The organism is Flavobacterium sp. CAU 1735, assembly GCF_039888695.1.
In the GTDB taxonomy this organism is placed as follows: domain Bacteria; phylum Bacteroidota; class Bacteroidia; order Flavobacteriales; family Flavobacteriaceae; genus Flavobacterium.
In genome coordinates, this window is the sequence record NZ_JBDQQQ010000005.1 from 51,375 (window position 1) to 77,177 (window position 25,803).

The following is a 25,803-nucleotide window of genomic DNA, read 5'->3' on the forward strand; positions in this document are numbered from 1 at the left end:
TTATGGATTTGATTTTAAATCAGACTGCAAAAATAGTGATTTGCAACAGAAATGATTCCACCCGATTCATTTTTCGGTTTTACAGCTGAATTATCCTTTGTAATTTTGTTGTTTAAATATAAAAAACAATGTCCAGACAAATAAAACTGATTTGGGATTTTCGCGGACCGGCTGCAGCCAAAACGGCCGAGCACCACGAGATTCATTTAAAAGAATATATCGCGATGGAAAAATTACCGTTATCCATTACCGGGTTTGAAATCCTTAACGAAATGTATGCAATTGCCTATATGGTCGTAACCGACGAAAATATGATTCCGGTTCGCGACGCACTAAAACCACACCGCGGTGAATTGTATTCCGAATAAAAAATACTTCTCCGTTAAAAAAAAAAACACCTGACAGGCTTAAGAAACCTGTCAGGTGTATATACAAAAATATATTTTTTTTTAATTTGCTACCTCACTGATAAACTTAATTCGCATCAGTCGCAACTCTTCGGTATCATAATCGCCGTCGAATTCTTTTAAGGCATCCTTAATATTATCGGATTCGGATTCCATAAAATATTCGTGAATCTCTTCTTGTTGATCATCATCTAATATATCGTCGATCCAATATTTGATATTCAATTTGGTTCCGGAATATACGATCTGCTCCATTTCTTTTAACAGCGCATCCATATCCAGTCCTTTTGACGAAGCGATATCATTTAGCGACAATTTCCGGTCGATATTCTGAATGATATACAGTTTTAAGGCCGAATTGGCTCCCGTTGATTTTACAACAAGATCGTCCGGACGAACGATATCGTTGTCTTCCACATAACGGGCGATCAACTCTACAAATTCTTTTCCGTATTTTTTGGCTTTTCCTTCACCAACACCGTGAACATTACTCAGTTCATCCAGGCTGATCGGATATTTTAACGACATATCTTCCAGCGAAGGATCCTGAAATACCACAAATGGTGGCACTCCGATTTTTTTAGCTACTTTTTTACGCAGGTCTTTCAGCATTCCCATCAGGGTTTCATCTGCCGTACCTGAAGATTTGGAAGCCGTAACTACGGTTTCATCATCCGACTCGTTATATTCATGGTCTTCCGACATCAAAAACGAATTTGGATTTTTAATAAAACCCTCTCCTTTTAGCGTCAGTTTTAAAACACCGTAGGTTTCAATATCTTTCGACAAAAGTCCGTCGACCAAAACCTGACGAATAAGTGCCATCCAGTATTTTTCCTCAAAGTCTCTCCCTTTTCCGAAAAACAACTGTGCATCGGTTTTATGCGCTTTGATCGTCGCGTTGATCTTACCGATCAGCGTAAATATAATTTCTTTGGATTTGTATAACTGCTTGGTGTCACGAACCGTTTCCAGCAATGTCACCACCTGATCCTGTGCTTCGATTTTCTTTTTCGGATTGCGAACATTGTCATCCATATCGGCACCTTCTCCGTTTACTTCGTCGAATTCTTCTCCGAAATAATGCAACAGGAATTTACGACGCGACATCGATGTTTCCGCATAGGCCACAACTTCCTGCAGCAAAGCAAAACCAATTTCCTGTTCGGCTACCGGTTTACCCGACATGAATTTTTCGAGTTTCTCGATATCTTTATACGAATAATACGCGACACAATGTCCTTCGCCACCGTCACGTCCGGCTCTACCGGTTTCCTGATAGTAACTCTCAAGTGATTTCGGAATATCGTGATGGATCACATAGCGCACATCCGGCTTATCGATTCCCATACCGAAAGCAATGGTTGCCACAACCACTTCCACGTCCTCCATCAGGAACATGTCCTGATGTTTGGCTCTGGTTTTGGCATCCAGTCCGGCATGATATGGTACGGCACTGACGCCGTTTACCTGTAATACCTGAGCAATTTCCTCAACTTTTTTTCGGCTAAGGCAATAGATAACCCCCGATTTCCCTTTATGTTGTTTGATAAAACGAATGATATCGGATTCGACATTTTTCGTTTTGGTACGCACTTCATAAAACAGATTCGGACGGTTAAAAGACGCTTTAAAAGTATTGGCATCAGTCATGTCCAGGTTTTTTAGAATATCTTCCTGAACTTTAGGAGTTGCCGTAGCGGTTAAACCGATCACCGGCACATCACCGAGTTGTTTGATGATATTGCGAAGATTCCGGTATTCCGGTCGGAAATCATGTCCCCATTCGGAAATACAGTGGGCTTCATCAATCGCTACAAACGACAAGGGAACTTCCCGTAAAAAGTGGACATATTCTTCTTTGGTCAACGATTCGGGGGCCACATACAGCAGCTTCGTCAATCCGGAAGTAATGTCTTTTTTTACCTGATTAATTTCTGTTTTTGTCAGTGAAGAATTCAATACGTGCGCGACACCTGCTTCTGAGGACAAGCTTCGAATGGCATCGACTTGATTCTTCATTAAGGCAATCAACGGTGAAACGACGATTGCAGTTCCTTCTAACACCAATGCCGGCAACTGGTAACATAGGGATTTTCCACCACCGGTAGGCATGATAACAAAAGTGTTATTACCTGTAATAATACTTCGAACAACGTCCTCCTGTAAACCTTTGAATTGGTTAAAACCAAAATACTTTTTTAACTCTTTGTGTAAGTCAATTTCGGTTAGTTTCATTATTTATTATACAGTATTTTACATAAATTTGCAGAATATAAAGATACAAAAATCTTTCATACACACAAATTTTATAAAACTTCTGATTTGAGCACTATCGAAAGCATTTTGGCCACAGCCAAAAAAACCATACAATCTGAAAGTGAGAGCATTGCAAATCTGATCAACTACCTGGACGACGATTTTGCAAAAGCCGTAAACCTGATCTACAACAGCACCGGACGCCTGGTAGTAACCGGCATCGGAAAAAGCGCGATTATCGCTACCAAAATAGTAGCCACACTAAACTCAACCGGCACCCCATCGATGTTCCTGCATGCCGCCGAAGCCATCCATGGCGATTTGGGAATGGTACAACCCGGCGATGTGGTGATTTGCATTTCCAAAAGCGGAAACAGCCCGGAAATAAAAGTCCTGGTTCCGTTGTTAAAACGCTTCGGAAATCCTTTGATCGGAATGACCGCCAGTAAGTCGTCTTTCCTGGCAAAAGAATCCGATTATGTTTTAAACGCCTATGTTGAAGCCGAAGCCTGCCCGAATAATCTGGCACCAACCAACAGTACCACCGCACAGTTGGTTTTGGGTGATGCATTGGCCGTATGTTTGATGGAACTCCGCAATTTTAAAAGTGAGGATTTTGCCAAATACCATCCCGGTGGTGCCTTGGGTAAAAAATTACTACTTCGCGTAAGCGATATGCTGGACGCGACTCATAAACCGGTGGTTAGTCCGGACGCCAGCATCAAAACCGTAATCATGGAAATCTCCGAAAAACGATTGGGCGTAACCGCCGTAGTCGAAAACAGCAAAATCATCGGTATTATCACTGACGGTGACATCCGAAGAATGCTAAACAACCGGGATTCTTTTGGCGATCTAACCGCAAAAGACATTATGACCCAAAACCCGAAAATGATCAAACCTACCGATATGGTTGTTGATGCTTTTAACATCATGGAAAACAATTCCATCACGCAACTGGTTGTTGCAAACGAAGGTCACTATATCGGCATCATACATATTCACGACATCTTAAAAGAAGGGATTATCTAATGGCAAAGAAAAAAAGCATGAAAGAAATGTCGTTTCTGGATCATTTGGAAGAACTCCGTTGGCTCCTGATACGAAGTACAATTGCCATTTTAGTAGGTGGATGCGTAGCCTATTATTACAGTGATTTTATTTTTGACTCCGTTATATTCGGCCCGAAAGACGGTAATTTCGTAACCTACCGCTTTTTCTGCGAACTGGCTCAGAAATACGATTTAGACAAAAGTTTTTGTTTGACGGAACTTCCGTTCGAACTGCAAAACCGTACGATGGAAGGTCAGTTTGCGATGTTGATCTGGACTTCGATAACGGTTGGATTTATCCTTGCCTTCCCGTTTATTTTATGGGAACTATGGAAATTTATCAGTCCGGCTTTATACGAAAAAGAAAAACGCAACGCCCGATACTTTATTTTCGTATCGTCACTACTTTTCTTCCTCGGGGTAATGTTCGGTTATTTTGTGATCACTCCACTGTCAATTAACTTCCTGGCCAATCTGACCATTAGTAAATTCGTAGTCAACTCCATCGACATCCAGTCGTATATCGGATTGGTAAAATCCACGTCGCTATCGACCGGATTGGTTTTCGAATTACCAATCGTAATTTATTTCCTATCCCGATTGGGCATTGTGACACCAAACTTTTTAAGAACCTACCGGAAATATGCCTACGTTGTCATTTTGATCATCGCGGCTATTGTAACACCGCCGGACGTAATCAGTCAGATTATCGTAACCATCCCATTGGTTATCTTATACGAACTGAGCATCTTTATCTCCAAATTTGTAACTAAGAAAGAAGAACTGAAAAACTCATAACCATGGCCAATTTAGTACAGGAATTCAACGATTACCGTTCTAAAATGAACGAGAAGTTGTTAAACGACAACAACAAGATCATCAAACGTATCTTTAACCTGGACACCAATGCCTATATGGAAGGTGCTTTGGATGTTAAAACAAAAGAATTATTGGGATTGGTCGCATCGGCCGTACTGCGTTGTGACGACTGCATCAAATACCATCTGGAAACGGCCTATAAAAACGGAATCACCCGTGAAGAAATGATGGAAGCCATGGGAATCGCCACGTTGGTTGGCGGAACCATTGTTATTCCACATTTGCGACGTGCGTACGAATTCTGGGAAGCTTTAGAAAATAATTAATTGTTAATTTATTCCGCATTTACGCCTTTATTTGTTTATTTGCAAGGCCTTTATAAGGCATAACACACGACCTTACGCAATTTTATACGACTATAAGAATGAAATTAAGAGCTGAAAACCTAATCAAAACCTACAAGAAAAGAAGCGTTGTAAAGGGCATTTCCGTAGAAGTGAACCAAGGGGAAATCGTAGGATTATTAGGTCCGAACGGTGCCGGAAAAACCACTTCTTTCTACATGATCGTAGGATTGGTAAAACCGAATAGCGGTAACATTTATCTGGACGACATGAACATTACCGACTTCCCGATGTACAAACGGGCACAAAACGGTATTGGTTATCTGGCGCAGGAAGCTTCCGTTTTCAGAAAGTTAAGTATCGAAGACAACATTATGAGCGTACTGCAACTAACCAAGTTATCCAAAATGGAACAGGAAGCTAAAATGGAATCGTTGATCGATGAATTCAGCTTACAACACATTCGTACCAACCGCGGGGATTTACTTTCCGGAGGAGAACGACGTCGTACTGAAATCGCACGTGCTTTGGCCACCGATCCGAAATTTATCCTGTTGGACGAACCCTTTGCCGGCGTTGACCCGGTAGCAGTAGAAGATATTCAGCGTATTGTAGCGCAGCTAAAAAATAAAAACATCGGAATCCTGATTACCGATCACAACGTACAGGAAACCCTTGCGATTACCGACAAAACCTATCTGATGTTTGAAGGTGGAATTCTAAAAGCCGGTGTACCGGAAGAATTGGCCGAAGACGAAATGGTACGAAAAGTATACCTCGGACAAAACTTCGAATTACGTCGTAAGAAATTAGAATTTTAAATATAAAAAAATAAAGGGTTATCAAATGATAACCCTTTATTTTTTGATCGTAATCGCCCGGAGATCTTCGCCGTTTCCATTAAAAACATTGATATCCACCAAGCCTTTTATACCGTCAACTTCGGCTTGTTCGGTAAACTGCCACAACAGCCATTCGTCTTTTATATTTTCGACAAAAAAGTTATAATTGGCAATCCAGAATTGATACCCTTTAAACTCGTCTTTTAAAAAATCTTTATAATAGCTTTCGCCGGAATAGATAATCGGTTTGACTTTATAATGGCGTTCCACTCGTTTTAGCCAACGTTTTAAGCCAACTTTTAAGCTATCCATCGACTGGCCTTCCGGAAGTTTTTCAATATCCAAAACCGGAGGAAAATCGCCTTTTTGCAGTTTTACTGTTTTGATAAACAATTCTGCCTGTTCCAGTGAATTTTCATTTGGTCGGTAATAGTGATACGCACCGCGGACAAAATGATTCTTTTTAGCTTCTTTCCAGTTTTCCTCAAACCGACCGTCGACATAGTTATTTCCAGCCGTGGAACGAATAAAAACAAAACTAAGCGGAAACTCCCCTTCCATTTTATCGATCGCTTTCCAATCGATTTTATCCTGATATTCGGATACATCAAAACCGACCAGTTTTGTATCATGACGGCTTAGGATTTCAAAAATACGGACATCGGCTATTTTACGTTCCTCGGCACTTAGCTTTCCGGCTACCTTATCGGTTTTAAATCCCAGATAATACAGAAAACCGTTGCGATACTGGTAGACCGTCGCAACCAAAGTAATCGCCAAAGCAATGGCAGCTGCATATAAAATGATTTTCCCGGTCGAAAAGCCTTTTTTAGATTTGGATTTAGCTTTGTAATTCCGGGAAACAGGTGTCTTTTTTCGCGGAGCAGTGCGCCTCTTCATGACACTTAAACCGCTTTTACTCCTTTGTTTAGGTTATTTGTGATTACCGAAAGCAACACATAAAACAAAATGATCATCGGAATTCCCAAATATTGGAAGAAGATTAGGAATAAGGCCGAAACCACCATAAACAGTATTTGTGTTTTATTATTCGCCCAACTAAAGTATTTCACTTTTAATGAAAATAACGGAATTTCAGCGTTTAGAATATAGGCACTAAACAAGCTGATTCCTACTAAAACATACGGATTACTCAACAGGTTGGAAAGTGTTTCAAACTGATTGTCAAATAAAATCATCGGTAAGCTCATGATCAATAAGGCATTGGCCGGCGTTGGCAATCCGATAAATGAATCCGTCTGACGCGTGTCGATGTTAAACTTCGCCAATCGGTAGCACGATCCTAAAGTGATCAAGAATCCAAGGTACGGTACAATCCCCATATAGAAAGTTTCCGGTGTCAGGTTATAATCCGGTTGGTTTTCCTGGATATCAGCCAGCATTTTATACATCACCACACCCGGAACCACACCACTGGTTACCATATCGGCCAAGGAATCCAATTGTACGCCAAGCGGACTTTGTACTTTTAGCAATCGGGCAAAAAAGCCATCCCAAAAATCAAAAAATATACCCACACAAACACAGGAAAAAGCTTCGTTATAATTTCCGTTAAAAGCATGAATCAAAGCAAAGATTCCGGCAGAAAGATTTAAAAGCGTAATAACATTGGGAATGTGTTTCTTTACAGACATATATATTTCGTTTTTTAGGAGGTATTGGAAACTCTTGTCACAAGAGACCAAATTACAAATTTTATGACAAAGGTAATACAATAAGTTAATACAAAATAGAGTTTAGTATTTGAGATTTTTATTTCATATTTGTATAAAATAAATGGCTTTGAAAAAAACCTTATTACTATTATTTCTTTTATTTCAGTTTCTTTCTTACAGTCAGTCCATTAGAAAGTATTCCAACGAGTTTATGAATATTGGTGTGGATGCTGCTGCTTTGGGAATGGCCAATGCTGTTGTAGCCCATAGTGCCGATGTCAATTCCGGATATTGGAACCCTGCCGGACTGTTAAAAGTGGAAGGGAAACAGATTGGTTTGATGCACGCCAGTTATTTTGCCAACATAGCGCAGTACGATTATGCCGGTTTTGCCATGAAGATTGACGAACGCAGTGCTTTGGGTATATCGCTGATCCGTTTTGGGGTTGATGACATTCTAAATACCACGCAATTAATCGATAGCCAGGGAAATATTGACTATAACCGGATCAGTTTGTTTTCGGCGGCCGATTACGGTTTAACTTTTTCCTATGCCCGTGCCTTACCGTTAGACGGTTTTAATTATGGTGTTAATGCCAAGATTATCCGTCGTATTATCGGGGATTTTGCCAGTTCCTGGGGATTTGGGTTTGATCTGGGAATCCAATACGAAAAAAACGATTGGAAAGTGGGTTTGATGGTTCGCGATATCACCACGACGTATAACGTATGGACCATCGATGAAGATGCCTATAATAAAATAAAGGATGCCGTACCAGGCGAAAATCAGGAAGCACCGGAAACCACCGAGATTACCCTTCCGAAATTACAACTTGGCCTTTCCAAGAAATTTATCATTCGCTACGATTACAGTATTCTGGCCGCGACGCAACTCAACATGCGTTTTGCCCGAACCAACGATATTATTTCGACCAATGCTGTGAGTATCGATCCGGCAGCCGGTTTTGAATTTGGTTATACCGATCTGGTTTTTTTACGTGCCGGTGTGGGTAATTTCCAAAATGTAAAACAAATAGACAATTCCGAAAAGCTGAATTTCCAACCGAATCTTGGCCTTGGTTTTAAATACAAAGGCATTCAGGTGGATTATGCATTAACCGACATTGGCGATCAGAGTGTGGCTTTGTATTCCAATATCTTTTCTTTAAAAGTTGATTTAGGCATTTTCAGCAGATAACCCTAACACCGTAAACCATGCGTTCCTTTACTCTTTCGATTCTGACTTTATTTTTACTGTTCACGACTACTAGCTCCGCACAAACCAATTTATTAGTATCCGAACAAACTGAAGTCAGCTTGTTAACCTGTGGTTCCGGAAATCAATTGCATTCCCTTTTTGGACATACCGCACTACGAATTCACAACATCCAAAATGGTGTGGATGTGGTTTTCAACTATGGTGCCTTCGATTTTAGTACGCCTAATTTTTATATGAAGTTTGTAAAAGGCGATATGCAATACTTTGTCGCCACCGGTTCGTATGACGAATTTATTCAGAACTACCAATATGAAAATCGTACGGTTTACGAGCAAAAATTAAATCTGACACCGGAACAGACACAACAATTGATCAACGATTTGGTAGCCGTACTTTCATCCGATCAGAAATACTACACCTATAAATTTATTGACCGCAACTGTACCACTATGGTTGCCGAACGTATCAACAGCTTATTAAAAACCGCTATCAGCACCGATATTCCGGATACTAAAAAGGACTACCGTACGATATTAAATTCCTATCTGGCGAATAGTTTTTATGAAAAACTGGGGATCAATCTTATTTTCGGAGCTAAAGTCGACAAACAGTCGGATAAACTTTTCCTTCCTTTGGAATTAATGGAAGGCGTTTCCAAGACCAAATCAGGTGCGACACCATTGGCTTCCGAAACCGTTACGGTATACGAACAACAACCTTCGGAAACATCGGGTTCTCTTTGGAATAACATTTATACTTTTATAGCAGCTCTGGCGTTGTTTGTCGCGTTTGCTCATAAAAAACCGGTTGCGATCGGCTACTTGGCGATTATGGGATTGATGGGATTGTTTTTCGCATTGGTTGGTTTTTATTCCTTCCACGAAGAAGTATCGGCCAACTACAACACTTTGGTGATTAGCCCGATATTCCTGATATCCTTATTCTTTTTAATCGCTAAAAACAAAAAAGGATTCCGAATCAGTGTGTATATCTGTTTTGCCTCCATGCTGGCGTTTATCGGTTATGCTTTTAACAAAGACCATTTCCTGTTGATGCTTCCGATTATCATAGCCAATACTGCGATATTAGTCCGCTTGCTTCGGAAAGAAAAGCTGTAATTATTGTCCTCTGTAGAATAAAACGGTACTCAGCGTTTTAATGATAATATTCACATCGAGAAAAACACTTCGATGTTTGATGTAGTATAAATCGTATTGCAGTTTTACCATACTATCTTCGATACTTTCCCCATAGGAATAATTCACCTGTGCCCAACCCGTAAGCCCTGGTTTTATAATATGTCGGATCTGGTAAAACGGCATTTTTTGTGAAATCGCATCCACAAAAACCGGACGCTCCGGACGTGGCCCAATCACGGCCATATCGCCTTTTAAGACATTAATAAACTGCGGAAACTCATCGATACGGGAACGGCGTAGAAACTTCCCGAAAGGCGTTATCCGATTGTCATTCGCTTTTGCAAAAACGGCTCCATTCTGTTCGGCATTGGTCACCATAGAACGGAATTTATAAATCCGAAACGGGATTCCGTTTTTCCCAACTCGTTCCTGAGTATAAAAAAGTGGCCCTTTATTACTGATCAGATTTCCGACACAAACAATTGGCAATAACAGGCAACCGAATAGTAATCCCAAAATAGAAAACAGGATTTCGAAACCGCGCATTACGATCAGATACAAACGATTCTGATTACTACGACTAAACGGGAACAATCGATAAAATTCCTTTTCGGCATATAGAATCGGTAATCGTTGTGTCGCATATTCATAAACCTGCATATATTCCCGGATAATCACACCTTTTTCAAGCAGATTCAGTAACTGTTGGTATACATCGGGAGTGATCGGTTTGGTATCTTTTAAAGCGATAACCACCTCGGCAACCGAATGTCTTTTCACAAAATGCTCCAGCTCGGCAAAATCGATTTCCCGAAAACCATCGGTATTTTCATTTCCAACAACCCGGCTTTCGGAAGAAACAAATCCGGCAATCTCATAATGCGGATCGGCCTTTCCCAACTCCAATGCCAATTGTGCAATGGTATCGGGACTACACACAAAAACCACTCTTTTCACAAAACGATGGGAGGCCAGAAAATGCAGGTAGAAAAGACGCCACGCAAACAGACTCAGTAATATTGCAAAAAAGAAGTAAATAATCTGCAAACGATTGGATGGTAATATCGGCGTAAAAACGGGTGTTAGCAAATAGCAAAAAACCGTCATACAAGCCGTTAGAATAATACTTTTAACAATCTGAAACTGATTACTGGCCACCTGCAGGTTATACATTTCGAAAATGGTTCCGAACAGGTTGATATAAAGCCCCAGAAACAGTATGGAACCTATTGAGGATTGTTTAAAGGAAAAATAATGAAATTTAAAGGTAACCGTCAAAAAGTATAAGGCAGCAAAAACAGCGAAAACATCTATTATACGCAAAAGCACTTTCCTTTCAGAAATTTCAAAATGTATTTTTTTGCCGCTCATGTAGGGGAATTTATTTCTACAAAAAACAAGTTTTTATATAATTAAAACAGTTTATACTTGTTTTTTTATAGAATTAATCTTCATTTATTAAACAAACATACAATAATATTACTAATACTCAAACAATAGCTTCCATTGCTTTTTGATTTCTTTCCAGTCAAAGCTTTCGACTTTACGATAGGCTTCTCCGATTTGTTTTTGAGCGTTATCCGGATTTTCAATTAACATCCGAATGGCCGCAACCATGGCTTCGACATCGCCATCGGCAACCAATTGTGCCTCAACATCATTACGGAGCAAAAACGGAATTCCGCCAACATTTGTCGCGACTACCGGTAATCCCAAAGCCATCGCTTCCATCACGCTAACAGGCATATTGTCGAAATGAGATGTCGCCATAAAAATATCGTATCCGGCGGCCAATGTCGTCCATTCCGTTTTGGATAGTTGTCCGGTAAAGCGAACCGCTACCTTTTTGAAACCGGCATAGGCTTTTACCGCATCCAGACTTCCTTCTTTATCAGGACCAACCATACATAAGGTTGTTTCCGGGTATATTTTTTGCAATGATGCCGCTACATCAACCGCCATTTTAGGGTTATAAATTGCGGCAAATGCCCGTACCCAAAGTAAACGGGGTTTGATGGCATTCCGCTGTGTAAAGGTATACTGCTCCCGTTCTATCAGATTTGGAATTTGTATCAGACGTGGCACATTCTTTTGTCGGAACTGTTCGATCAGATAGGCCGACGGCGCTACGTTTTTATAGGCATGATCAAAAATCATCCGACACAAACGCGGGTTTTGCTGCAAGCGTTTCGGCAGATCGCCACCATGCAGATACGGAATGTATTTTAATCGTACTATTCTGCAAACCTGACTTACCAGAAAGGCATACCAGAAATTGAAGGTACTGTAGGTATCTATAATTACAAAATCGGCCGATCGCGCGTGTTTTAGAACCGTAAGCAGCATATCGACTATTCGCAGCACTTTATTTTTTTGGGACGAAGCCGTAACTATCCGATACCCTTCTTTGGCAAACAAAACCGAAAGCGTATCGATTGTTGTAGGATTCTGACCATGACCGGCCAGTTTATTCCCGATGTAAAGGATCTTTTTCGTCATCGGGATATACTTTTAATAAGGTTAAGGCATAAATAAAAGCCGGTGCGGCGAGTCGCATGGCCGCATGGTTAATCGTGAACAGCCAAAAGGCTAAAAAACAAAACAAGAAGATATGATTCCGGTTTCCCAGACTCAACACTAACGGTACGATAAAGAGGATTAACAGGTTGATCACTCCTAATATACCATGTTCTGCCAGCATTCGCGTAATTTCATTGTGTGTAGCCAGATCAATCCCGGTTAATTCCTGTCGGTATTCTTTATTTTTTCCGACACCAATTCCTAAAAATGGATGATCAACAAACATTTGGATTTCCGTTTTAATCAACTCTTCCCTACCCGATAATTTACTTTCTTTTTCTCTTCCTAGAGCATCCTGATTGGCATACCGCTTGTCAATAAGTCCGCTTGTCTGATAGGAACTGTAAATCCAAACGCTAAGACTCGCCAATATGGTAAAAATAAACACCACTAACATTTTACTTCGCCCTTCCTTGTTCAATTTAAAATACGTCATAATAACCAATAACAGGATCATGATGCATCCGGTTATCATACCGCCACGGGAAAAGGTAATAATACCGCGATAGGCCGTCATTAACGTCAACGCAATATTGATAATTTGTAATCTCCGGGTCGGTGAATTCAATAAAAACTGGCTAAAAAACACAAAGGTTCCAAAACCCAACATGGTTGATACCTGATTGGGACCAAAACCACCGGAAGTTTCAAAATTGGATTGCGTTCCGGTTACCACATCCCGTACACTGGGCGTATACAAAAACAGATAGGTCACTACGGTAACTATCGGCATTGCAAAAGTCGTTAACAGGCTCCGCAATTCCCGAATGGTTATTTTTCTGTCAAAACAATAAATAGCCGCCATTCCGAGACAAACCGGTCCGGATATATTAAATGCGATGGCTTTTCGCATATTGGTTTCATACGACAGGGTTGCTGTGGAAACAATGATACCCGGCACCAAAAAAATAAGGAATAACCAGTAAGGCCATGCATTCCTGGAGAAACCGGTGTAAAACATTCCGATGAGCAGGAAGATCATGACAGAATATTTTCCGTATTCATTAAAAATCATACCGTTTGTCATTCGCAGGAATACTTCGATTCCAACGACATAGGCCGACAAATACAGTGCTTCGTTATTCTTATTTCTGGTTTTAAGCAAAATCACTAAACCGGAAACAAAAGTCAGCATGGTTAGTAGTACCGATAAAAACGGCACTACATAAATAACACCACCTATTACAATATGCAATAGTAATAAAGCGATATAGGTCGTTTGTTTTTTATTCCCCATTACTGATAAAATTCAGATAATCCTGTACTACGGATTCTTTTATATAATGTTGTTTGATGTCGTTTTGCAGTACGGTTCCGATTTGTTTACGGTTTACCGGATCTGCAATCAGTTGCAACAATGCTTCGGTAAATGATCCGGCATCGCCTTCCGGTATCAAAATACCGTTTGCACCGTTAATCACCGTTGGAATTTCCCCTACGGCTGTCGCTACCACCGGAAGACCAAAATAGCCATATTCCAGTAACGAAACCGGCAGTCCTTCGGAAATGGAGGTTAATATCCCGATGTCCGACTGTCGGATCACAAAATCCACTTCTGCCACACTTCCGTATAGAAAAACAGTATACTGTAATCCTAAAGCAAGAATCTGCTCCCGCAACTGCTCCGAATAGGCATCTTTAAAATCTTTCCCAACCAGATGAAATGTCCAGTCCGGATGTATGTTTTTTATATTTTTTGCAATTTCCAATACCAGCAAATGATTTTTCTGCGGTCTTAAATTTGCCAGACAGAGAATTCGTTTTCCATCTGCTCCTTGTAACGGTATTCCGGATTCGTTATGCACTACGGATACAAAATTAGGAAGGTATTTTATCTGTTTACAATGCAACTCCTTTTTGGACCAGTTTTTTAGTTTTTCGTTGACAGCGATGATTCGGTAAAAAAAGAACGATGCCCACTGTAACAACCTTTTATTTTTTCGTTCCGACACAAAATCGCTATAACCATAATGATCATGCCAAACAATTTTTAAAGAAGGTTGAATTATTTTTAACAATACGGCAAAGAAAAAAGAACTACTATGCGCATGCATTATTGATACCTTATGCTCTTTTACAAACGTTCGCGTTCGCCACAAAGCGTTAAAATCCAGAGCGGATTTTCGGTTGGCAAACCAATAGGAAACATCGGATTGTAATTCGTTTTTTAAAGCTCCTTCTTTCCGGGTTGCGATTAGCCCTGAAAACGAAATTTCAGCCGACAAGGCATTGGCATAACTTACAGCCATTTTTTCGGCACCTCCGATTTCGAGGCTGTCAATTAATTGAACGATTCGCATTGTTGGTAAATCCAATTTTTAAAATCGATATAATTCCACTTTAACGGTCCTTTGACATTCAATTTCCGTTCATTGTTTTTTAAACGATTACCGTCGTAAACATAATAATATTTTCCATCAATCAACTGTACATCGATCTGATGCATGCCCGCGTTAAATTCTTTAATTGTTTCGCTTCTTTTAAGGAAAAACGGATGCTCTCTTTTGGTGGTATACGTTCCGTTGGCAAAATTAAAACGGTATAACGATAGCCCAAAACCATAGCCTTCCGTTGAATTTTGAACCGGCAACAACAAGCCTTTTTTATCGGCAAAAAAACGGCCACCGGCTCTTGCTTCAGTTCCCATTAGTACTTTTTCCTTTTTGTGCGATTTCCATTTTCCAAAAAGCGAATCCGCTTCAAACAAATACATATTCAAATGATCATCGGAAGCAACTAAAACATTAAGACTATCCGACAGATAAATTGACGGATCTTTCAGCGCTCTGTTTTTAATCAGGGTATCGCAAACTTTCCAGCCGTAAGGGAATCGTTCTGCTTTATACAATAATACGTGTCCGGCACTTTTGGTTTCCGGCAACATATAAAATTCATTTTTATATTTAAAAACCTGAGGATAGGACAAATGAAATTTTTCGGTCAGTACCGCTCCTTTGTAATTGTAATTGACGCCATCGGTCGATGTTAGTAATGCAATATCTCCGTTAGGTTTTGTTTTTTTATGTTCCACAAAAAGATAAAAGGTATCTTTTTCTTTTATAAAAAACGGATCGGCCAGGAATGTCGTGCTGTCTTCCTGTTTTTTTAGCTGTTCAAAAGTGTATAATTGATTTTTTTCAATCGGAATTTTATGTGGAAATACAGTTGACTCTCCGAATCCAACAGACCACGGGCCGCCTTCCGGTTGCATAAACGGTGTTCTGTTGTTAATTACAAGCAATAGCAGCACTATACTTATCATCCCGAATATAATGACTTTTTTTAGCATCACTGATTTTTTAGCATTTTTCCTATTTCATTTTCGAAATAGTCCAACGTAAATTGTCGGGACCATTCCATTCCCTGTCTGGCTTTTTCCCGGTAATCCGAATGGTTAACGATGCATCGTTCTACAGATGCCTTATCAGCTGCAATAGACAGTGATAACAAGATACCTCTTTTTCCGTTATCCAACATCGACGGCACACAGGAAACTTTTGTCGCAACGGGTACGCATCCCCAAAACATGGCTTCGGCAACCACCTTAGGCCAGCCTTCACTTTGCGAAGGTAATATTAAAAAATGACTCTTCCGGTAGGCATTTTCGACGATTTCCGCTTCCCGGTTTCCATGTAAAACGATCTGTTGTTGTAGTCCGTTTTCCCGAATATAATTTTCCAGATTTTCCCGTTCCGCACCTTCGCCAAACAAGTCCAGGCGAACATCATATCCCGATTGGAGCAACGCTTCCGTTAGTTGTACGGCATATAAAGGTCGTTTTCCTTTGGACAATGTTCCTACAAAAAGTATGTTTATTGTCGTATCGGGCGTTCGCAACAGCACTTCTTTTTTATCACTATCGCGATAGGTTGCCGTAAAAAAGGGAACAATATTCGAACTGGCATTTTCCCATTCGCCATATACCAGAACTTTCATATTCCGGGTGAGTGTCGTATTGCTCAAAATCCACTTTTGCAGGCGATAACTCCAGGGTTGTTTGCTTTTAGGATCCCAGTTTCCGGCATATTTTGCCGTTTTATTTTTCTTCGGAAATAAGATTTGTACCAGACAGGCGACCAGTCCCATATTTCCGGGACAACGCAAATGAATATGATCCGCATCCCGCATCGCAAGGTAGGTCGAGCGGATAATACGGGGTAAATGCGTTATCGTTTTTAGTATTTCCCTGGCCGATAAAAGTGAAAAAGCCGGAACCTCGCGAAATTCGATTTCCGAATGTTGATAGGGCAAATCGATCGCCGAAATAGCTCCATTCTGAACCGGAGCGACCAGTAAAACCGTATCGACATATTGAAACCAAAGGTTCATTTCCTTTACATAAGGCCCATAGGCATAATACCGGTTTTCCCGGATAATATGCGGTACATGTGTAATAAGGGCTAATTTCATATGCTAAAAGAATTTTCCGGATTCGACCTTTGGTTTGTTAAACAGCAGACTGATCCATCCGGTAAAACGTCCCAACGATTCGGTAAAGGCTGCCTTTCTATCGGATGTTGTAAAGATATTACTAATTCGGGTCAAAAGTAGCAGACCGATGATTGCATGCCATTTGAATGCTGACTTCCAATCGGTTTGAGGATAGGCCACTTTCCAGACATACCAACCGTTTCGAACCACCATTCGGCCATAGTTGTATTGATTCGGCCGGCCGGAAGCGTCGTGATGGTGTTCCAGTCGGGCGCTGGTTGTAACGTATAATTTTTCCATTTTCGAAACCCGAAGACAGAAATCGGCATCTTCATATAATCCGTAGCCTTCGAAATATTCTGAAAAACGGAAATTTTGAAAAATTTCTTTTTTAAAGGACGAAACACCACCCATGAGTTGTTCCACCGGATAAGTTTTTCCGGAAGGCGGTAAAAAACTAACACTTCGCCCGTGTGAAAACGTTGGTAAAAATCCGGGCGGTCGATCCGCATCCAGTCCCAGTTTTTTTCGCAACACAAAACGGCTACCGTCTTTACGTACCCATCCGTCGTATTCGAATTCATTTTTCGAAATCGTATATTCCGGCGTGATCGGCTTCCATTTTACTTCGTTGGTAATATAACCTCCTACGCCTTTGGCATCGGGATATTGTGTATACGTTTTAAGCAATGCTTCAAAATAATCTTTTTCCAGAATGGTATCATCGTCTAAAAAACAGATCACATCACTATCGGTTGGAACAAGATTGATCCCAACATTGCGTTGTTTGGTAAGCCCTCTGTTTTCCGGGCTAACTTTATGATATTTTAAATTTTGAAAGGTATTTTCCTGTAAGATCTTTTCCGTTTCATCGTCTGGCGAACCATCGACAATAAGAATCGCATCGGGATAACAGGTTTGCTCCGCCACCGATTGCAACAATCGCAATACCGATTGCGCTCTTCTATAAGTACAGATGATCAATGTATTCTTCATGATCGTTCTTTTAAAACGTTTGCCCAATAGGTACTCCGGTTCCAGGCTTTGCGGAACTTTTTATAATAGCGTAGCGGATTTTTATCGGATTGGATTGTATAAAACTTGATACAAAGTGTAGTCTTGTATCCTAATAGTTGTTGTTCGGTATAATGCAACAGTCGGAACAACATCACCGTAGGCGATGGTTTGGGCTGAACCTCATCAATTTGCCATTCCAAAACGGGACGGGTTCTAAAACCGCCTACAGGTGCTTTCAGATGTAATATTTCGGGTTGTGGCAAATATAAGATATCATATCCTTTATTGCGGAGTTGCATTCCAAAATCGGTATCTTCTCCAAAACCATTTTCAAACCGCATGTCGAATTTCAGTCCTTGCAGGGCGTCACGATGTACGATACTACAACCTGAACCAAACGTTTCCCATTGTATGCGATTGGTATCTTTCGGGATATCGTCTTTCTGTCGACAACTTAGCGTAAATGCCTTCCCTCCTGTTTTACCAATTTCGCGGCTTGCTTGTTCTAAAAAATCCGACTGAAAACGAATATCGTCATCCGCCAGGAATACCCATTCACTTTGTACAAACGACAAAGCCATATTCCGCGCATTACAAGCTCCGGTTTGATGTATAAAACGGTGTATGATTTCAAAAGGCCATGATTCCTTTGTAAGGTAATCCAATTCGCTATTACTATCCGTCACCGGATTTTGTTCTATCAGGATTACGCTTTTCGGTTTTAGTGTCTGAGCCGATAAGTCCTGTAAAACATCATATAAAAACATTTTTCGACCGATCGTCGGAATGATAACATCAAACGCAAAAGGTGTTCTATCGGTTATTGGTTCTATGTCATTATTGAACAATACTCCGGAAAGTGTTCTTCGTTTATAAAATAACGCCATAATAAAAGGAAATAGCGTTACTTTTCGTTCGTATAGGAACAGGTTTAACAACAACATCAAAATCCACCGACCGCGATAATGTTGTTTTACAAATCGGAAAAGTAATTGATTCGATGCTTCCGGTCCGGTTTTAAATTTGGCATCCAACTGTTTTCGGAGTAGTAAGGGTTCCGAGCAACATTCTAATCCGATGGCCATTCCACATTTCGCCAGAGAACATAAAAAATAGGCAAAATTCCGGTCGGCCTTCAGACCTTTTAATGCGTTTACCGTTTCGGCAAATATTCCCCCTACGGTGCTGTGCATTTGCCAGGTTGGAAATGTTACGTTGCGATTGGGATTGGCAAACAAACTCTCGTCCACATAACCAATGGCATCCGGTATAAAATTTCCGATACCGTAGGATAGCATTCTTTTTTTATGCGAGAAAAGCACCGCGATTTTTTCGAGATGAAGTACCTCGCGATAATTGGTATCGCACCAAAGTAACAACCGATCCGGATAGTCCGTTGCCAGACGTAGCAAACTACGGGCTATATTTCCGGAATCCGGAACCGCGATTGTGGTACCGCTTTCGAGGTCCATAACAGTCGTGACGGTATTTTGATGATGATACAATACGATCATGTTCCGATTATCTTTTGGTAAAATGCTATATTCTGTTCAACCGTTTTGGCAATATTAAATCTTTCGTGCGTTCTGACTTCGGCTTTTTTCTCCATATTTTCCCGTAATTCCGAATCGTTTAATAAACGTACAATACGGTCGGCATAGGTTTTATGATCCGTTGGATGTACCAGAAAACCGCTTTCTCCGTCTACAATCAGTTCGTTAGCCCAACCGATATTACTATTTACAACCGGTTTTCGCATGGCCATCGATTCAATTGTTACCATTCCCAAAGTTTCGGCAAAAGTAGGAAAAACACAGACTTGTGCTTTTTCGATATACGATCGTACTTTTTCGTACGGTATTTTGCCTTTATATTCTATTTTGTTTTTTAGCGCATCGTCGAGACTATCCGCCAGTAATTCCCAGGTAGACGACGCTCCGGTTTTAATATCGGACGAATCGTTTCCGATCAGAATTAAACGCGCTTCCGGGTTTTGTTCGATCACGTGTTTCATGATTCCGGGCAATTCCAGTACGCCTTTCTTCCGAATAATCGTCCCGATATAGAGCAATAATCCGTTTTCTTCCTGATGTGTTCCATTATCGCGGAATTGCTCCAGATTCAATCCATAATGAATCGTTGCAATCTCTTTATTTCGGATATTAAAAATCTCTTTTGTTAGCACACCGGCAAAGGTTGTCGGAGCGATATAGGCTTTTGCTTTTTGGATGCCCCATTTTTCAAAATAGAAATTTTTCCGTTTTTGCGGTCTGTTTTCCAAATGACAGAAATAGGCATCACTGCCGTGAAATCGGATGATCAACGGTGCTTTTAATTTCATAAAAGCCGTTATACCCGTCCAATCCGGTGCTTCGACCAGTGTAATTTTTTCGGAAACAATCAGATCGTTCAGATAGGATTCCAGGTATTTCCGATAAAAATACCAGGTTGCCCATTTGTATTTTCGTTTTTTGACCGAATAAATCGTGACGCCGTTTTCTTCAAAAACACAATCTTCCGCTTGTCCGTAGACCACTACCGATACCGTCACGCCTTTTTGCGCTAATGCTACGGCCAGATTTTTAATACTGGTTCCGATTCCGCCGCTGTTCAATACCTTTTCGTGCGGGTATTCCGGTGTTAAAAAAGCAATGTGCATCATGACAACAGGGTATTAATCGCAGTCCATATATTTTTTGAGGCCATTTCGGGTGGAACCGCATTGATGATCCGGAACCATTCTTCGGCTTTTGTCGTATCGCTGTTTCCGTGAACGACCACTTCCCGAATCGCAGCGTCGATTGTATTTTTATCGTTCAACCAGATCACCGCTTCCGGATCGGGCATCGAACGGAAATGCACATAGTTGTAAATCTTTTTTACCGACCAGTCGGCTATTTTTTTATTTTCAACATCATAATTGATATAGGCACACGGTTTGTGATGTGCGGCATAATCAAAAACCATCGACGATCCCAAGTTGATCACCATTTCGGTATGGGCGATCGTATTCATTTGTAAATCCAGATCCTCCGGAGTAGGTAAAATTGTATTCCACATACCGCCTTTTTTCTCCCATTTGGGATTTACCGGTACGATGCTGTGTTTGTATTTTTGTAGTACCGAATCAAAACGATCCGAAAAATCCACCGGACATCTGCGGAACAAAATTCCCAATGCTTGTCCTTCCCGATTGAGTGTTTCGATAGCCTCCGCTACATTTTCAAGGTATTCCGGATCATCGGGACAAGTGGTCACATCGTCTCCGGAATAACAGATATATTTTTTATTCGGATCCAATCCATTAGCTTGAAAAAAAGCATCCCTCGAAAGCAGTCGCTCTGTTTCAAAATGCGATTCGAACTGCGGTGTTCCCGTTACAAAAACGGATTCCGATTTAATATACGGATAATATTTTAAAAGTTCCGCTTTCATAAAATCACTCCAGACAAAATAATAGTCGGTTTCGACTACCATCGTGGCTTTGGGCAGGTTATCCCATGAAAAAATAAAAGTTGCCGTGGGAATTCCCAGTTCCTGAGCGGCCAAAAGTGGCGCAATAGCTGTCATTGGCCTTTGATTGGTACAGAATACCATCGCCGGTTTTTCCGTTTCCAGCACTTTTTTACATTCCCGGAAATAGGCCGTTTGTTTTTCGAGTTCGCGGATATTTTGTCGGATTTTCAAAATTCCGCTATCGGATGTATAGCGCCATGCCAACCATTGCGTCGCGATGCTTTTAAGCGCTATTTTTATATTTCTATACGAATACGGGAACCGATAGGTATCGTAAACCGCATCGTTACATTGTTTTTTATTCCGGTTTAATTCAATTTGTTTCCGGGCATTTTTATAGACTTCGGTACGTTTGTTACTTTTCGCTTCGCGGATTGCAATTTCCTGAAACCCTAAATCGGTTAGCTGAAAAGGGGTGTTATTCCAGAAAACCACATCGTAGCCTTGTTCGACTCCCAACTCGTGGAAACGGGAATAGGCAAAATTGCGAAGTCCAATTCCGTCCGGAAGCAGAATAAAAATTTTGTTTTTTGACATCTTTTTAAATATCCCTAAATTGTTTTTGGTGGTTTAATTGCCAAAGATTCGCTTCTTTAAGGGAACTGACAAATAATTCGGCGCTATTTCCGCTACCGTAATCACCGGTTATTTTTTGAACAGTATGCGTCCCGATAACTTTCAATGCTTCCTGAATAGCCGCTTTATCGTAGTCGACATTCAATATGTCACTGTTTACCGAACGATTTTGCTGGCGACTGCCGATGTTAATGATCGGCAAACCGTAATACGGCGCCTCTCTGATTCCGGCACTACTGTTTCCGATAATAAAACGGGCATTTTTGAGCAAAGTCAGAAAGTATTCAAACCGCAAGGACGGAAAAACCCGAAAACGTTTGTTGTCTTTTAGCTTTTCGTAAGCCTTTACAATCGCAGAATTGCCCAGATCATTATTCGGATAAATGACCACATACGGGCGATCATCATCTAATAATGCCGCGACAAAATTATCGGCATAGTCTTGCATGTTCTGAAATTCGGTTGTCACCGGGTGGAACATGGCCACCGCATAATGATCAAAATCTATTTCGTAGTATTCTTTTACGGTTTGCAGGTCGGGAAGTGTATCCGAAAACATAATATCCAGATCCGGAGAACCGATAACCGACACAGACGCTTCCAGTTCGCCCATTTGTATCAGTCGTTTTTTGGCCGTATCATTCGACACAAAATGAACGTGACTCATCTTACTTGTCGCATGTCGGATCAATTCGTCTATCGTTCCGGAAATTTCACCACCTTCAATATGCGCTACCAGGATATTGTTGAGCGATCCCACAATAGCTCCTGCCAGTGCTTCCACCCTGTCGCCGTGAATGATAATCATATCCGGTTGGATCTCTTTACAGTAGGCCGACAATCCTTCGATCGTTTTGGCCAGTGTCAAATCCATCGTTGTTTCGTGGGTATGATTTTCAAACGCATGCAGATTTGTAAATCCACAACGCTCAATCTCAATCCACGTATAACCGTATTCCTGTTGCAGGTGCATGCCGGTCACAAAAAGATAGGGTGTAAAATCCGGTTGCTTTTCCAAAGCCTGGATCAGCGATTTGATTTTCCCGAAATCGGCACGGGTACCGGTTAGAAATACAATTTTTTTCATCCTGCGATTATACTATATCGTCCCAACTTAGCTGTTCGTCATTAGCAATATCCCGTCCGGCGGTTTTACCCAATACGGATTCGAAATGTTCGGCCAGTATTTTTCCGGTTCCCGGGCGTTTTACCCAGGTGTTTTCTTTTGTAAAAACATCCCCTTTTTTGATATCCTGAATCGTACACAGGGTTGCAAATGCAAAATCGATCGTTACCTGTTCCTCTTTTGCCGGTTGTTTGGTTCCGCCTCTCATTAGTGCGATTTCAGCGGCATTCCGAATCAGATCGGCACAATTTTGCTCGTCCATACTGCATACAATATCCGGCCCGGTACGTTCCATATGATCGGTGAAATGGCGTTCCAAAATGGACGCTCCCAAGGCTACCGCCCCAAGACAGGCATTGTTGTTTAATGTATGATCACTTAATCCGAAAACCTTATCCGGGAAGGCATTATGCATTTCGGTCATCGCTCCAAAACGGACCAAATGGATTGGCGTCGGATACAAATTCGTAGTATGCAACAGTGCTACCGGCACCTTGTGCTTATCAAAAATGGCCACGGCTTTACGAATGCTTTCAATGGTATTCATCCCGGTACTTAAAATGACCGGTTTTCCAAAAGATGCGATATGCTCGAGTAACGGATAATTATTGCATTCGCCCGAACCGATCTTATAGGCCGGAATATCGAATTTTCGCAATCGCTCGGCTGCTGCTCTTGAAAACGGTGTCGAAATAAAGAGCATTCCTTTGCTTTCCACATAATTTTTCAGTTCAAGCTCATCCGCTTCATTTAACGCACAACGCTCCATAATTTCATAGATCGAAACATCGGCATTGCCCGGTATTACCTTTTTGGCGGCACCACTCATTTCATCGGCTACAATATGGGTTTGATGTTTCACCACTTCCACACCGGCGCGAAAAGCTGCATCGACCATTTCTTTGGCCGTTTGCAGGGAACCTTCGTGGTTAATTCCGATTTCGGCAATTACCAATGGCGGATAATCCGGCCCGATTTTCCTTCCGGCTATTTCAATATAGGGATTCATTTATTATGTGTTTTATGGTTGTGATACAGATAGGATGCATATTCAAAATCGGCTTCCGTATCGATATCCAGTTCGGCAAACGGATGTTCCACAATCCAGGGAATAGCCTGTTCGCTAATAATTTTTTGTTCTTCTAAAATAAGTTCGGATTTACTGATGTATAGCAATCCGTTTTCAAAATATAAAGGTTCCATATCCTGACTCCGTTGTCCGATTTCATAATTAAACGGAACGTATCTGGATTGGGTTATTTTTCCTAGTTTACGGATTATGGGGGTTACCGAAAACAAGCTATCGGCTCCGGTGGCGCTATATTTTTCAAAGCTTTCCCGAAGTAATGCCTCCGGTCGTAACGGATTTGTCGCCTGTAATAAAACGACATTTTCCGGTTTTTCCGTTAGCGATTCCAGCACATGTTTTAAAGCGGTAACCGTTGGTTCCAAATCGCCCGAAAGCGAAGCCGGTCTGTCGATTACAATCGCTCCGTAATCCAGGGCTATTTTTTTGATTTCCGAATCATCGGTACTTACTACGATAGCATCAATTATATCCGCATTGGCTTTGGCATATTCGATAGAATGCGCGATAAGCGGTTTTCCTCCGAGTAGTTTTATATTTTTCCCGGGAAGTCGTTTCGATCCGCCGCGAGCCGGAATTACAGCTATCGTTTTCATTGGGCCATTTTCTTTTGGGCAGATGCAATAATCGTATTCATTCCTGCATTCCAGTTTTCGGTGGTATACAAAGCCGTATCAAAAGCATAAGATTGCTCGGGATTTTCTGCAAAATCCAACATTGCTTTTTCCCATTCGGAGACAAAATGCGGACTTTCGATTAGTTTTCCAAACTTTCCGTATTGTAATACTTCGGGAACGCCTCCTAAAGCGGATGCGATGCAATAATTACCGCAATGCAAAGCTTCGATAAGACTTAAGCCAAAACCTTCGTGACACAGCGTTGAAAACAAATAGCAATCGGCTGCCTGAAGGTATTTTGCCAATTCATCATTCGGAATTTTCCCGAAATAACGAACGCCTTCCATCGCTTCTTTGGGTTCGGTTCCGATAATCCACAATACACAATCGTTTCTTTTTTCGATTACGTTTTTCCAGGCATCCAAAACAATATGCAATCCTTTTTTAGGACGATCCTGTGCACACCAGACAAATACTTTTTTATTGATCACACCATATTCTTCTTTTAGAAGTTGTCTGGCGTCTGTTGCAATCGGGTGAAACTTTTTAGTGTCCACGCCATTATGAAGTACCGAAAAACGGGTTGGTAAAACGGTATAATAGTCTTTATGGGCTTTGTACGAATCGTGCGTTAACACTACCATCTCATCGATCCCTTCAAAAAACCAACGTCCGGCAAAATTTTCGTAGAAAGGCGGGAAGCCGTGATAACAGAATTGCAAATAACAATGCTGACGATAGCCACTTTCCGAAAGGAATTTTAGTAGCGGCTTTACAATTCCGTAATTATCGACAATCTGAATGATGTATTTCTGATCCGGTTGTAACAATTCTTCCAACGCATTCAGATATCCCACATAGCGGTTTTTCTTCCATTTCCGGATGATTTTTGCCTGTAAGGTGTTTTCAACCACTGCATATTCTACCGTATCAAATCTTTTTTCGGGAGGTTCGCAGATAATATAGTCGACCTGATGCTTACTTTCGAAGTAATTCTTATACAAGGTTGTCCAGCTCCCTATTTTCGGATAAGGCAGGGGCATTTGTGAAATAAGGATTACTTTGGGAAAGTTTGTTACCATTTGGTAAAAATATA

General features: G+C 41.0%; 24 protein-coding genes. 7 read left to right on the forward strand and 17 right to left on the reverse strand.

The window, feature by feature from the left end:
- The first annotated feature begins 128 nt into the window (after positions 1–128).
- The gene (locus tag AAFN64_RS12190; protein ID WP_300486259.1) at positions 129–368 is read left to right on the forward strand and encodes a hypothetical protein; all 240 of its coding nucleotides are present in this window, start codon (positions 129–131) and stop codon (positions 366–368) included.
- 81 nt (positions 369–449) lie between these two features.
- Here AAFN64_RS12190 and recQ read toward each other — a convergent pair whose 3' ends face one another.
- On the reverse strand, positions 450–2,645 hold the full coding sequence (gene recQ / locus AAFN64_RS12195; RefSeq protein WP_347760636.1) for a DNA helicase RecQ: 2,196 nt from the start codon (positions 2,643–2,645) through the stop codon (positions 450–452).
- A gap of 87 nt (positions 2,646–2,732) precedes the next feature.
- Between recQ and AAFN64_RS12200 the strand changes: the two genes are divergently transcribed.
- The 4 genes from AAFN64_RS12200 (at position 2,733) to lptB (ending at position 5,702) form a co-directional block, all read left to right on the forward strand.
- Positions 2,733–3,698 carry a KpsF/GutQ family sugar-phosphate isomerase gene (locus tag AAFN64_RS12200; RefSeq protein ID WP_347760637.1) on the forward strand — a complete coding sequence of 322 codons (966 nt, stop codon included), beginning with the start codon at positions 2,733–2,735 and terminating at the stop codon, positions 3,696–3,698.
- Positions 3,698–4,516: a twin-arginine translocase subunit TatC gene (gene tatC / locus AAFN64_RS12205; RefSeq protein ID WP_300486266.1), complete on the forward strand. Its 819-nt coding sequence runs from the start codon at positions 3,698–3,700 to the stop codon at positions 4,514–4,516. Before AAFN64_RS12200 ends, tatC begins: the two co-directional genes overlap by 1 nt.
- Before the next feature lie 2 nt (positions 4,517–4,518).
- Positions 4,519–4,863: a carboxymuconolactone decarboxylase family protein gene (locus AAFN64_RS12210; protein WP_300486268.1), complete on the forward strand. Its 345-nt coding sequence runs from the start codon at positions 4,519–4,521 to the stop codon at positions 4,861–4,863.
- A 98-nt stretch (positions 4,864–4,961) separates the two neighbouring features.
- Positions 4,962–5,702: an LPS export ABC transporter ATP-binding protein gene (gene lptB / locus AAFN64_RS12215; RefSeq protein WP_300486270.1), complete on the forward strand. Its 741-nt coding sequence runs from the start codon at positions 4,962–4,964 to the stop codon at positions 5,700–5,702.
- 36 nt (positions 5,703–5,738) lie between these two features.
- On the opposite strand, the gene AAFN64_RS12220 is transcribed toward lptB, so the two are convergent.
- Together AAFN64_RS12220 and AAFN64_RS12225 are read right to left on the reverse strand one after the other, a co-directional pair.
- On the reverse strand, positions 5,739–6,623 hold the full coding sequence (locus AAFN64_RS12220; RefSeq protein ID WP_347760638.1) for a glycoside hydrolase family 25 protein: 885 nt from the start codon (positions 6,621–6,623) through the stop codon (positions 5,739–5,741).
- Positions 6,624–6,628: 5 nt separating this feature from the next.
- Positions 6,629–7,378, reverse strand: a complete 750-nt coding sequence (locus tag AAFN64_RS12225) for a CDP-alcohol phosphatidyltransferase family protein (RefSeq protein WP_300486274.1) — start codon at positions 7,376–7,378, stop codon at positions 6,629–6,631.
- 232 nt (positions 7,379–7,610) lie between these two features.
- Between AAFN64_RS12225 and AAFN64_RS12230 the strand changes: the two genes are divergently transcribed.
- The gene (locus AAFN64_RS12230; RefSeq protein ID WP_300486280.1) at positions 7,611–8,597 is read left to right on the forward strand and encodes a PorV/PorQ family protein; all 987 of its coding nucleotides are present in this window, start codon (positions 7,611–7,613) and stop codon (positions 8,595–8,597) included.
- A 17-nt stretch (positions 8,598–8,614) separates the two neighbouring features.
- Complete coding sequence (locus AAFN64_RS12235) at positions 8,615–9,736, forward strand: DUF4105 domain-containing protein (protein WP_347760639.1); 1,122 nt, start codon at positions 8,615–8,617, stop codon at positions 9,734–9,736.
- On the opposite strand, the gene AAFN64_RS12240 is transcribed toward AAFN64_RS12235, so the two are convergent.
- The 14 genes from AAFN64_RS12240 to AAFN64_RS12305 form a co-directional block, all read right to left on the reverse strand.
- Positions 9,737–11,086: a sugar transferase gene (locus tag AAFN64_RS12240; RefSeq protein WP_347760751.1), complete on the reverse strand. Its 1,350-nt coding sequence runs from the start codon at positions 11,084–11,086 to the stop codon at positions 9,737–9,739.
- Positions 11,087–11,239: 153 nt separating this feature from the next.
- On the reverse strand, positions 11,240–12,256 hold the full coding sequence (locus AAFN64_RS12245; protein WP_347760640.1) for a glycosyltransferase family 4 protein: 1,017 nt from the start codon (positions 12,254–12,256) through the stop codon (positions 11,240–11,242).
- Positions 12,225–13,574, reverse strand: coding sequence for an O-antigen ligase family protein (locus tag AAFN64_RS12250; protein WP_300485972.1), 1,350 nt, complete (start codon positions 13,572–13,574; stop codon positions 12,225–12,227). The genes AAFN64_RS12245 and AAFN64_RS12250 overlap by 32 nt, the downstream gene beginning before the upstream one ends.
- Complete coding sequence (locus tag AAFN64_RS12255; RefSeq protein ID WP_347760641.1) at positions 13,564–14,652, reverse strand: glycosyltransferase family 4 protein; 1,089 nt, start codon at positions 14,650–14,652, stop codon at positions 13,564–13,566. Before AAFN64_RS12255 ends, AAFN64_RS12250 begins: the two co-directional genes overlap by 11 nt.
- Complete coding sequence (locus tag AAFN64_RS12260; RefSeq protein ID WP_300485968.1) at positions 14,619–15,626, reverse strand: hypothetical protein; 1,008 nt, start codon at positions 15,624–15,626, stop codon at positions 14,619–14,621. Before AAFN64_RS12260 ends, AAFN64_RS12255 begins: the two co-directional genes overlap by 34 nt.
- On the reverse strand, positions 15,626–16,747 hold the full coding sequence (locus AAFN64_RS12265; RefSeq protein ID WP_347760642.1) for a glycosyltransferase: 1,122 nt from the start codon (positions 16,745–16,747) through the stop codon (positions 15,626–15,628). Before AAFN64_RS12265 ends, AAFN64_RS12260 begins: the two co-directional genes overlap by 1 nt.
- Before the next feature lie 3 nt (positions 16,748–16,750).
- A complete protein-coding gene (locus AAFN64_RS12270; RefSeq protein WP_347760643.1) occupies positions 16,751–17,764 on the reverse strand; it encodes a glycosyltransferase in 1,014 nt (337 codons plus the stop codon).
- Positions 17,761–19,299, reverse strand: coding sequence for a glycosyltransferase (locus tag AAFN64_RS12275; protein WP_347760644.1), 1,539 nt, complete (start codon positions 19,297–19,299; stop codon positions 17,761–17,763). The genes AAFN64_RS12270 and AAFN64_RS12275 overlap by 4 nt, the downstream gene beginning before the upstream one ends.
- Positions 19,296–20,447, reverse strand: a complete 1,152-nt coding sequence (locus tag AAFN64_RS12280; protein ID WP_347760645.1) for a glycosyltransferase family 4 protein — start codon at positions 20,445–20,447, stop codon at positions 19,296–19,298. The genes AAFN64_RS12275 and AAFN64_RS12280 overlap by 4 nt, the downstream gene beginning before the upstream one ends.
- Complete coding sequence (locus tag AAFN64_RS12285) at positions 20,444–21,838, reverse strand: UDP-glycosyltransferase (protein WP_347760646.1); 1,395 nt, start codon at positions 21,836–21,838, stop codon at positions 20,444–20,446. Before AAFN64_RS12285 ends, AAFN64_RS12280 begins: the two co-directional genes overlap by 4 nt.
- A 4-nt stretch (positions 21,839–21,842) precedes the next feature.
- Complete coding sequence (gene neuC / locus AAFN64_RS12290; protein WP_300485959.1) at positions 21,843–22,964, reverse strand: UDP-N-acetylglucosamine 2-epimerase; 1,122 nt, start codon at positions 22,962–22,964, stop codon at positions 21,843–21,845.
- 7 nt (positions 22,965–22,971) lie between these two features.
- Complete coding sequence (gene neuB / locus AAFN64_RS12295; protein ID WP_300485957.1) at positions 22,972–24,012, reverse strand: N-acetylneuraminate synthase; 1,041 nt, start codon at positions 24,010–24,012, stop codon at positions 22,972–22,974.
- A complete protein-coding gene (locus AAFN64_RS12300) occupies positions 24,009–24,686 on the reverse strand; it encodes an acylneuraminate cytidylyltransferase family protein (RefSeq protein ID WP_347760647.1) in 678 nt (225 codons plus the stop codon). The genes neuB and AAFN64_RS12300 overlap by 4 nt, the downstream gene beginning before the upstream one ends.
- On the reverse strand, positions 24,683–25,789 hold the full coding sequence (locus AAFN64_RS12305) for a glycosyltransferase family 4 protein (RefSeq protein ID WP_347760648.1): 1,107 nt from the start codon (positions 25,787–25,789) through the stop codon (positions 24,683–24,685). The genes AAFN64_RS12300 and AAFN64_RS12305 overlap by 4 nt, the downstream gene beginning before the upstream one ends.
- Positions 25,790–25,803 lie beyond the last annotated feature (14 nt).

Excerpts from the sequence above, each read along its gene's own strand:
- lptB (WP_300486270.1), top strand. The coding sequence starts at position 4,962 with ATGAAATTAAGAGCTGAAAACCTAATCAAAACCTACAAGAAAAGAAGC.
- AAFN64_RS12235 (WP_347760639.1), top strand. The coding sequence starts at position 8,615 with ATGCGTTCCTTTACTCTTTCGATTCTGACTTTATTTTTACTGTTCACG.
- AAFN64_RS12225 (WP_300486274.1), bottom strand. The coding sequence starts at position 7,378 with ATGTCTGTAAAGAAACACATTCCCAATGTTATTACGCTTTTAAATCTT.
- AAFN64_RS12260 (WP_300485968.1), bottom strand. The coding sequence starts at position 15,626 with ATGCTAAAAAAAGTCATTATATTCGGGATGATAAGTATAGTGCTGCTA.
- AAFN64_RS12300 (WP_347760647.1), bottom strand. The coding sequence starts at position 24,686 with ATGAAAACGATAGCTGTAATTCCGGCTCGCGGCGGATCGAAACGACTT.
- AAFN64_RS12305 (WP_347760648.1), bottom strand. The coding sequence starts at position 25,789 with ATGGTAACAAACTTTCCCAAAGTAATCCTTATTTCACAAATGCCCCTG.
- recQ (WP_347760636.1), bottom strand. The coding sequence starts at position 2,645 with ATGAAACTAACCGAAATTGACTTACACAAAGAGTTAAAAAAGTATTTT.
- AAFN64_RS12265 (WP_347760642.1), bottom strand. The coding sequence starts at position 16,747 with ATGAAATTAGCCCTTATTACACATGTACCGCATATTATCCGGGAAAAC.
- neuB (WP_300485957.1), bottom strand. The coding sequence starts at position 24,012 with ATGAATCCCTATATTGAAATAGCCGGAAGGAAAATCGGGCCGGATTAT.
- AAFN64_RS12280 (WP_347760645.1), bottom strand. The coding sequence starts at position 20,447 with ATGATGCACATTGCTTTTTTAACACCGGAATACCCGCACGAAAAGGTA.
- AAFN64_RS12270 (WP_347760643.1), bottom strand. The coding sequence starts at position 17,764 with ATGAAGAATACATTGATCATCTGTACTTATAGAAGAGCGCAATCGGTA.
- AAFN64_RS12190 (WP_300486259.1), top strand. The coding sequence starts at position 129 with ATGTCCAGACAAATAAAACTGATTTGGGATTTTCGCGGACCGGCTGCA.
- AAFN64_RS12230 (WP_300486280.1), top strand. The coding sequence starts at position 7,611 with ATGAATATTGGTGTGGATGCTGCTGCTTTGGGAATGGCCAATGCTGTT.
- tatC (WP_300486266.1), top strand. The coding sequence starts at position 3,698 with ATGGCAAAGAAAAAAAGCATGAAAGAAATGTCGTTTCTGGATCATTTG.
- neuC (WP_300485959.1), bottom strand. The coding sequence starts at position 22,964 with ATGAAAAAAATTGTATTTCTAACCGGTACCCGTGCCGATTTCGGGAAA.
- AAFN64_RS12285 (WP_347760646.1), bottom strand. The coding sequence starts at position 21,838 with ATGTCAAAAAACAAAATTTTTATTCTGCTTCCGGACGGAATTGGACTT.
- AAFN64_RS12275 (WP_347760644.1), bottom strand. The coding sequence starts at position 19,299 with ATGATCGTATTGTATCATCATCAAAATACCGTCACGACTGTTATGGAC.
- AAFN64_RS12210 (WP_300486268.1), top strand. The coding sequence starts at position 4,519 with ATGGCCAATTTAGTACAGGAATTCAACGATTACCGTTCTAAAATGAAC.
- AAFN64_RS12245 (WP_347760640.1), bottom strand. The coding sequence starts at position 12,256 with ATGACGAAAAAGATCCTTTACATCGGGAATAAACTGGCCGGTCATGGT.
- AAFN64_RS12250 (WP_300485972.1), bottom strand. The coding sequence starts at position 13,574 with ATGGGGAATAAAAAACAAACGACCTATATCGCTTTATTACTATTGCAT.
- AAFN64_RS12220 (WP_347760638.1), bottom strand. The coding sequence starts at position 6,623 with ATGAAGAGGCGCACTGCTCCGCGAAAAAAGACACCTGTTTCCCGGAAT.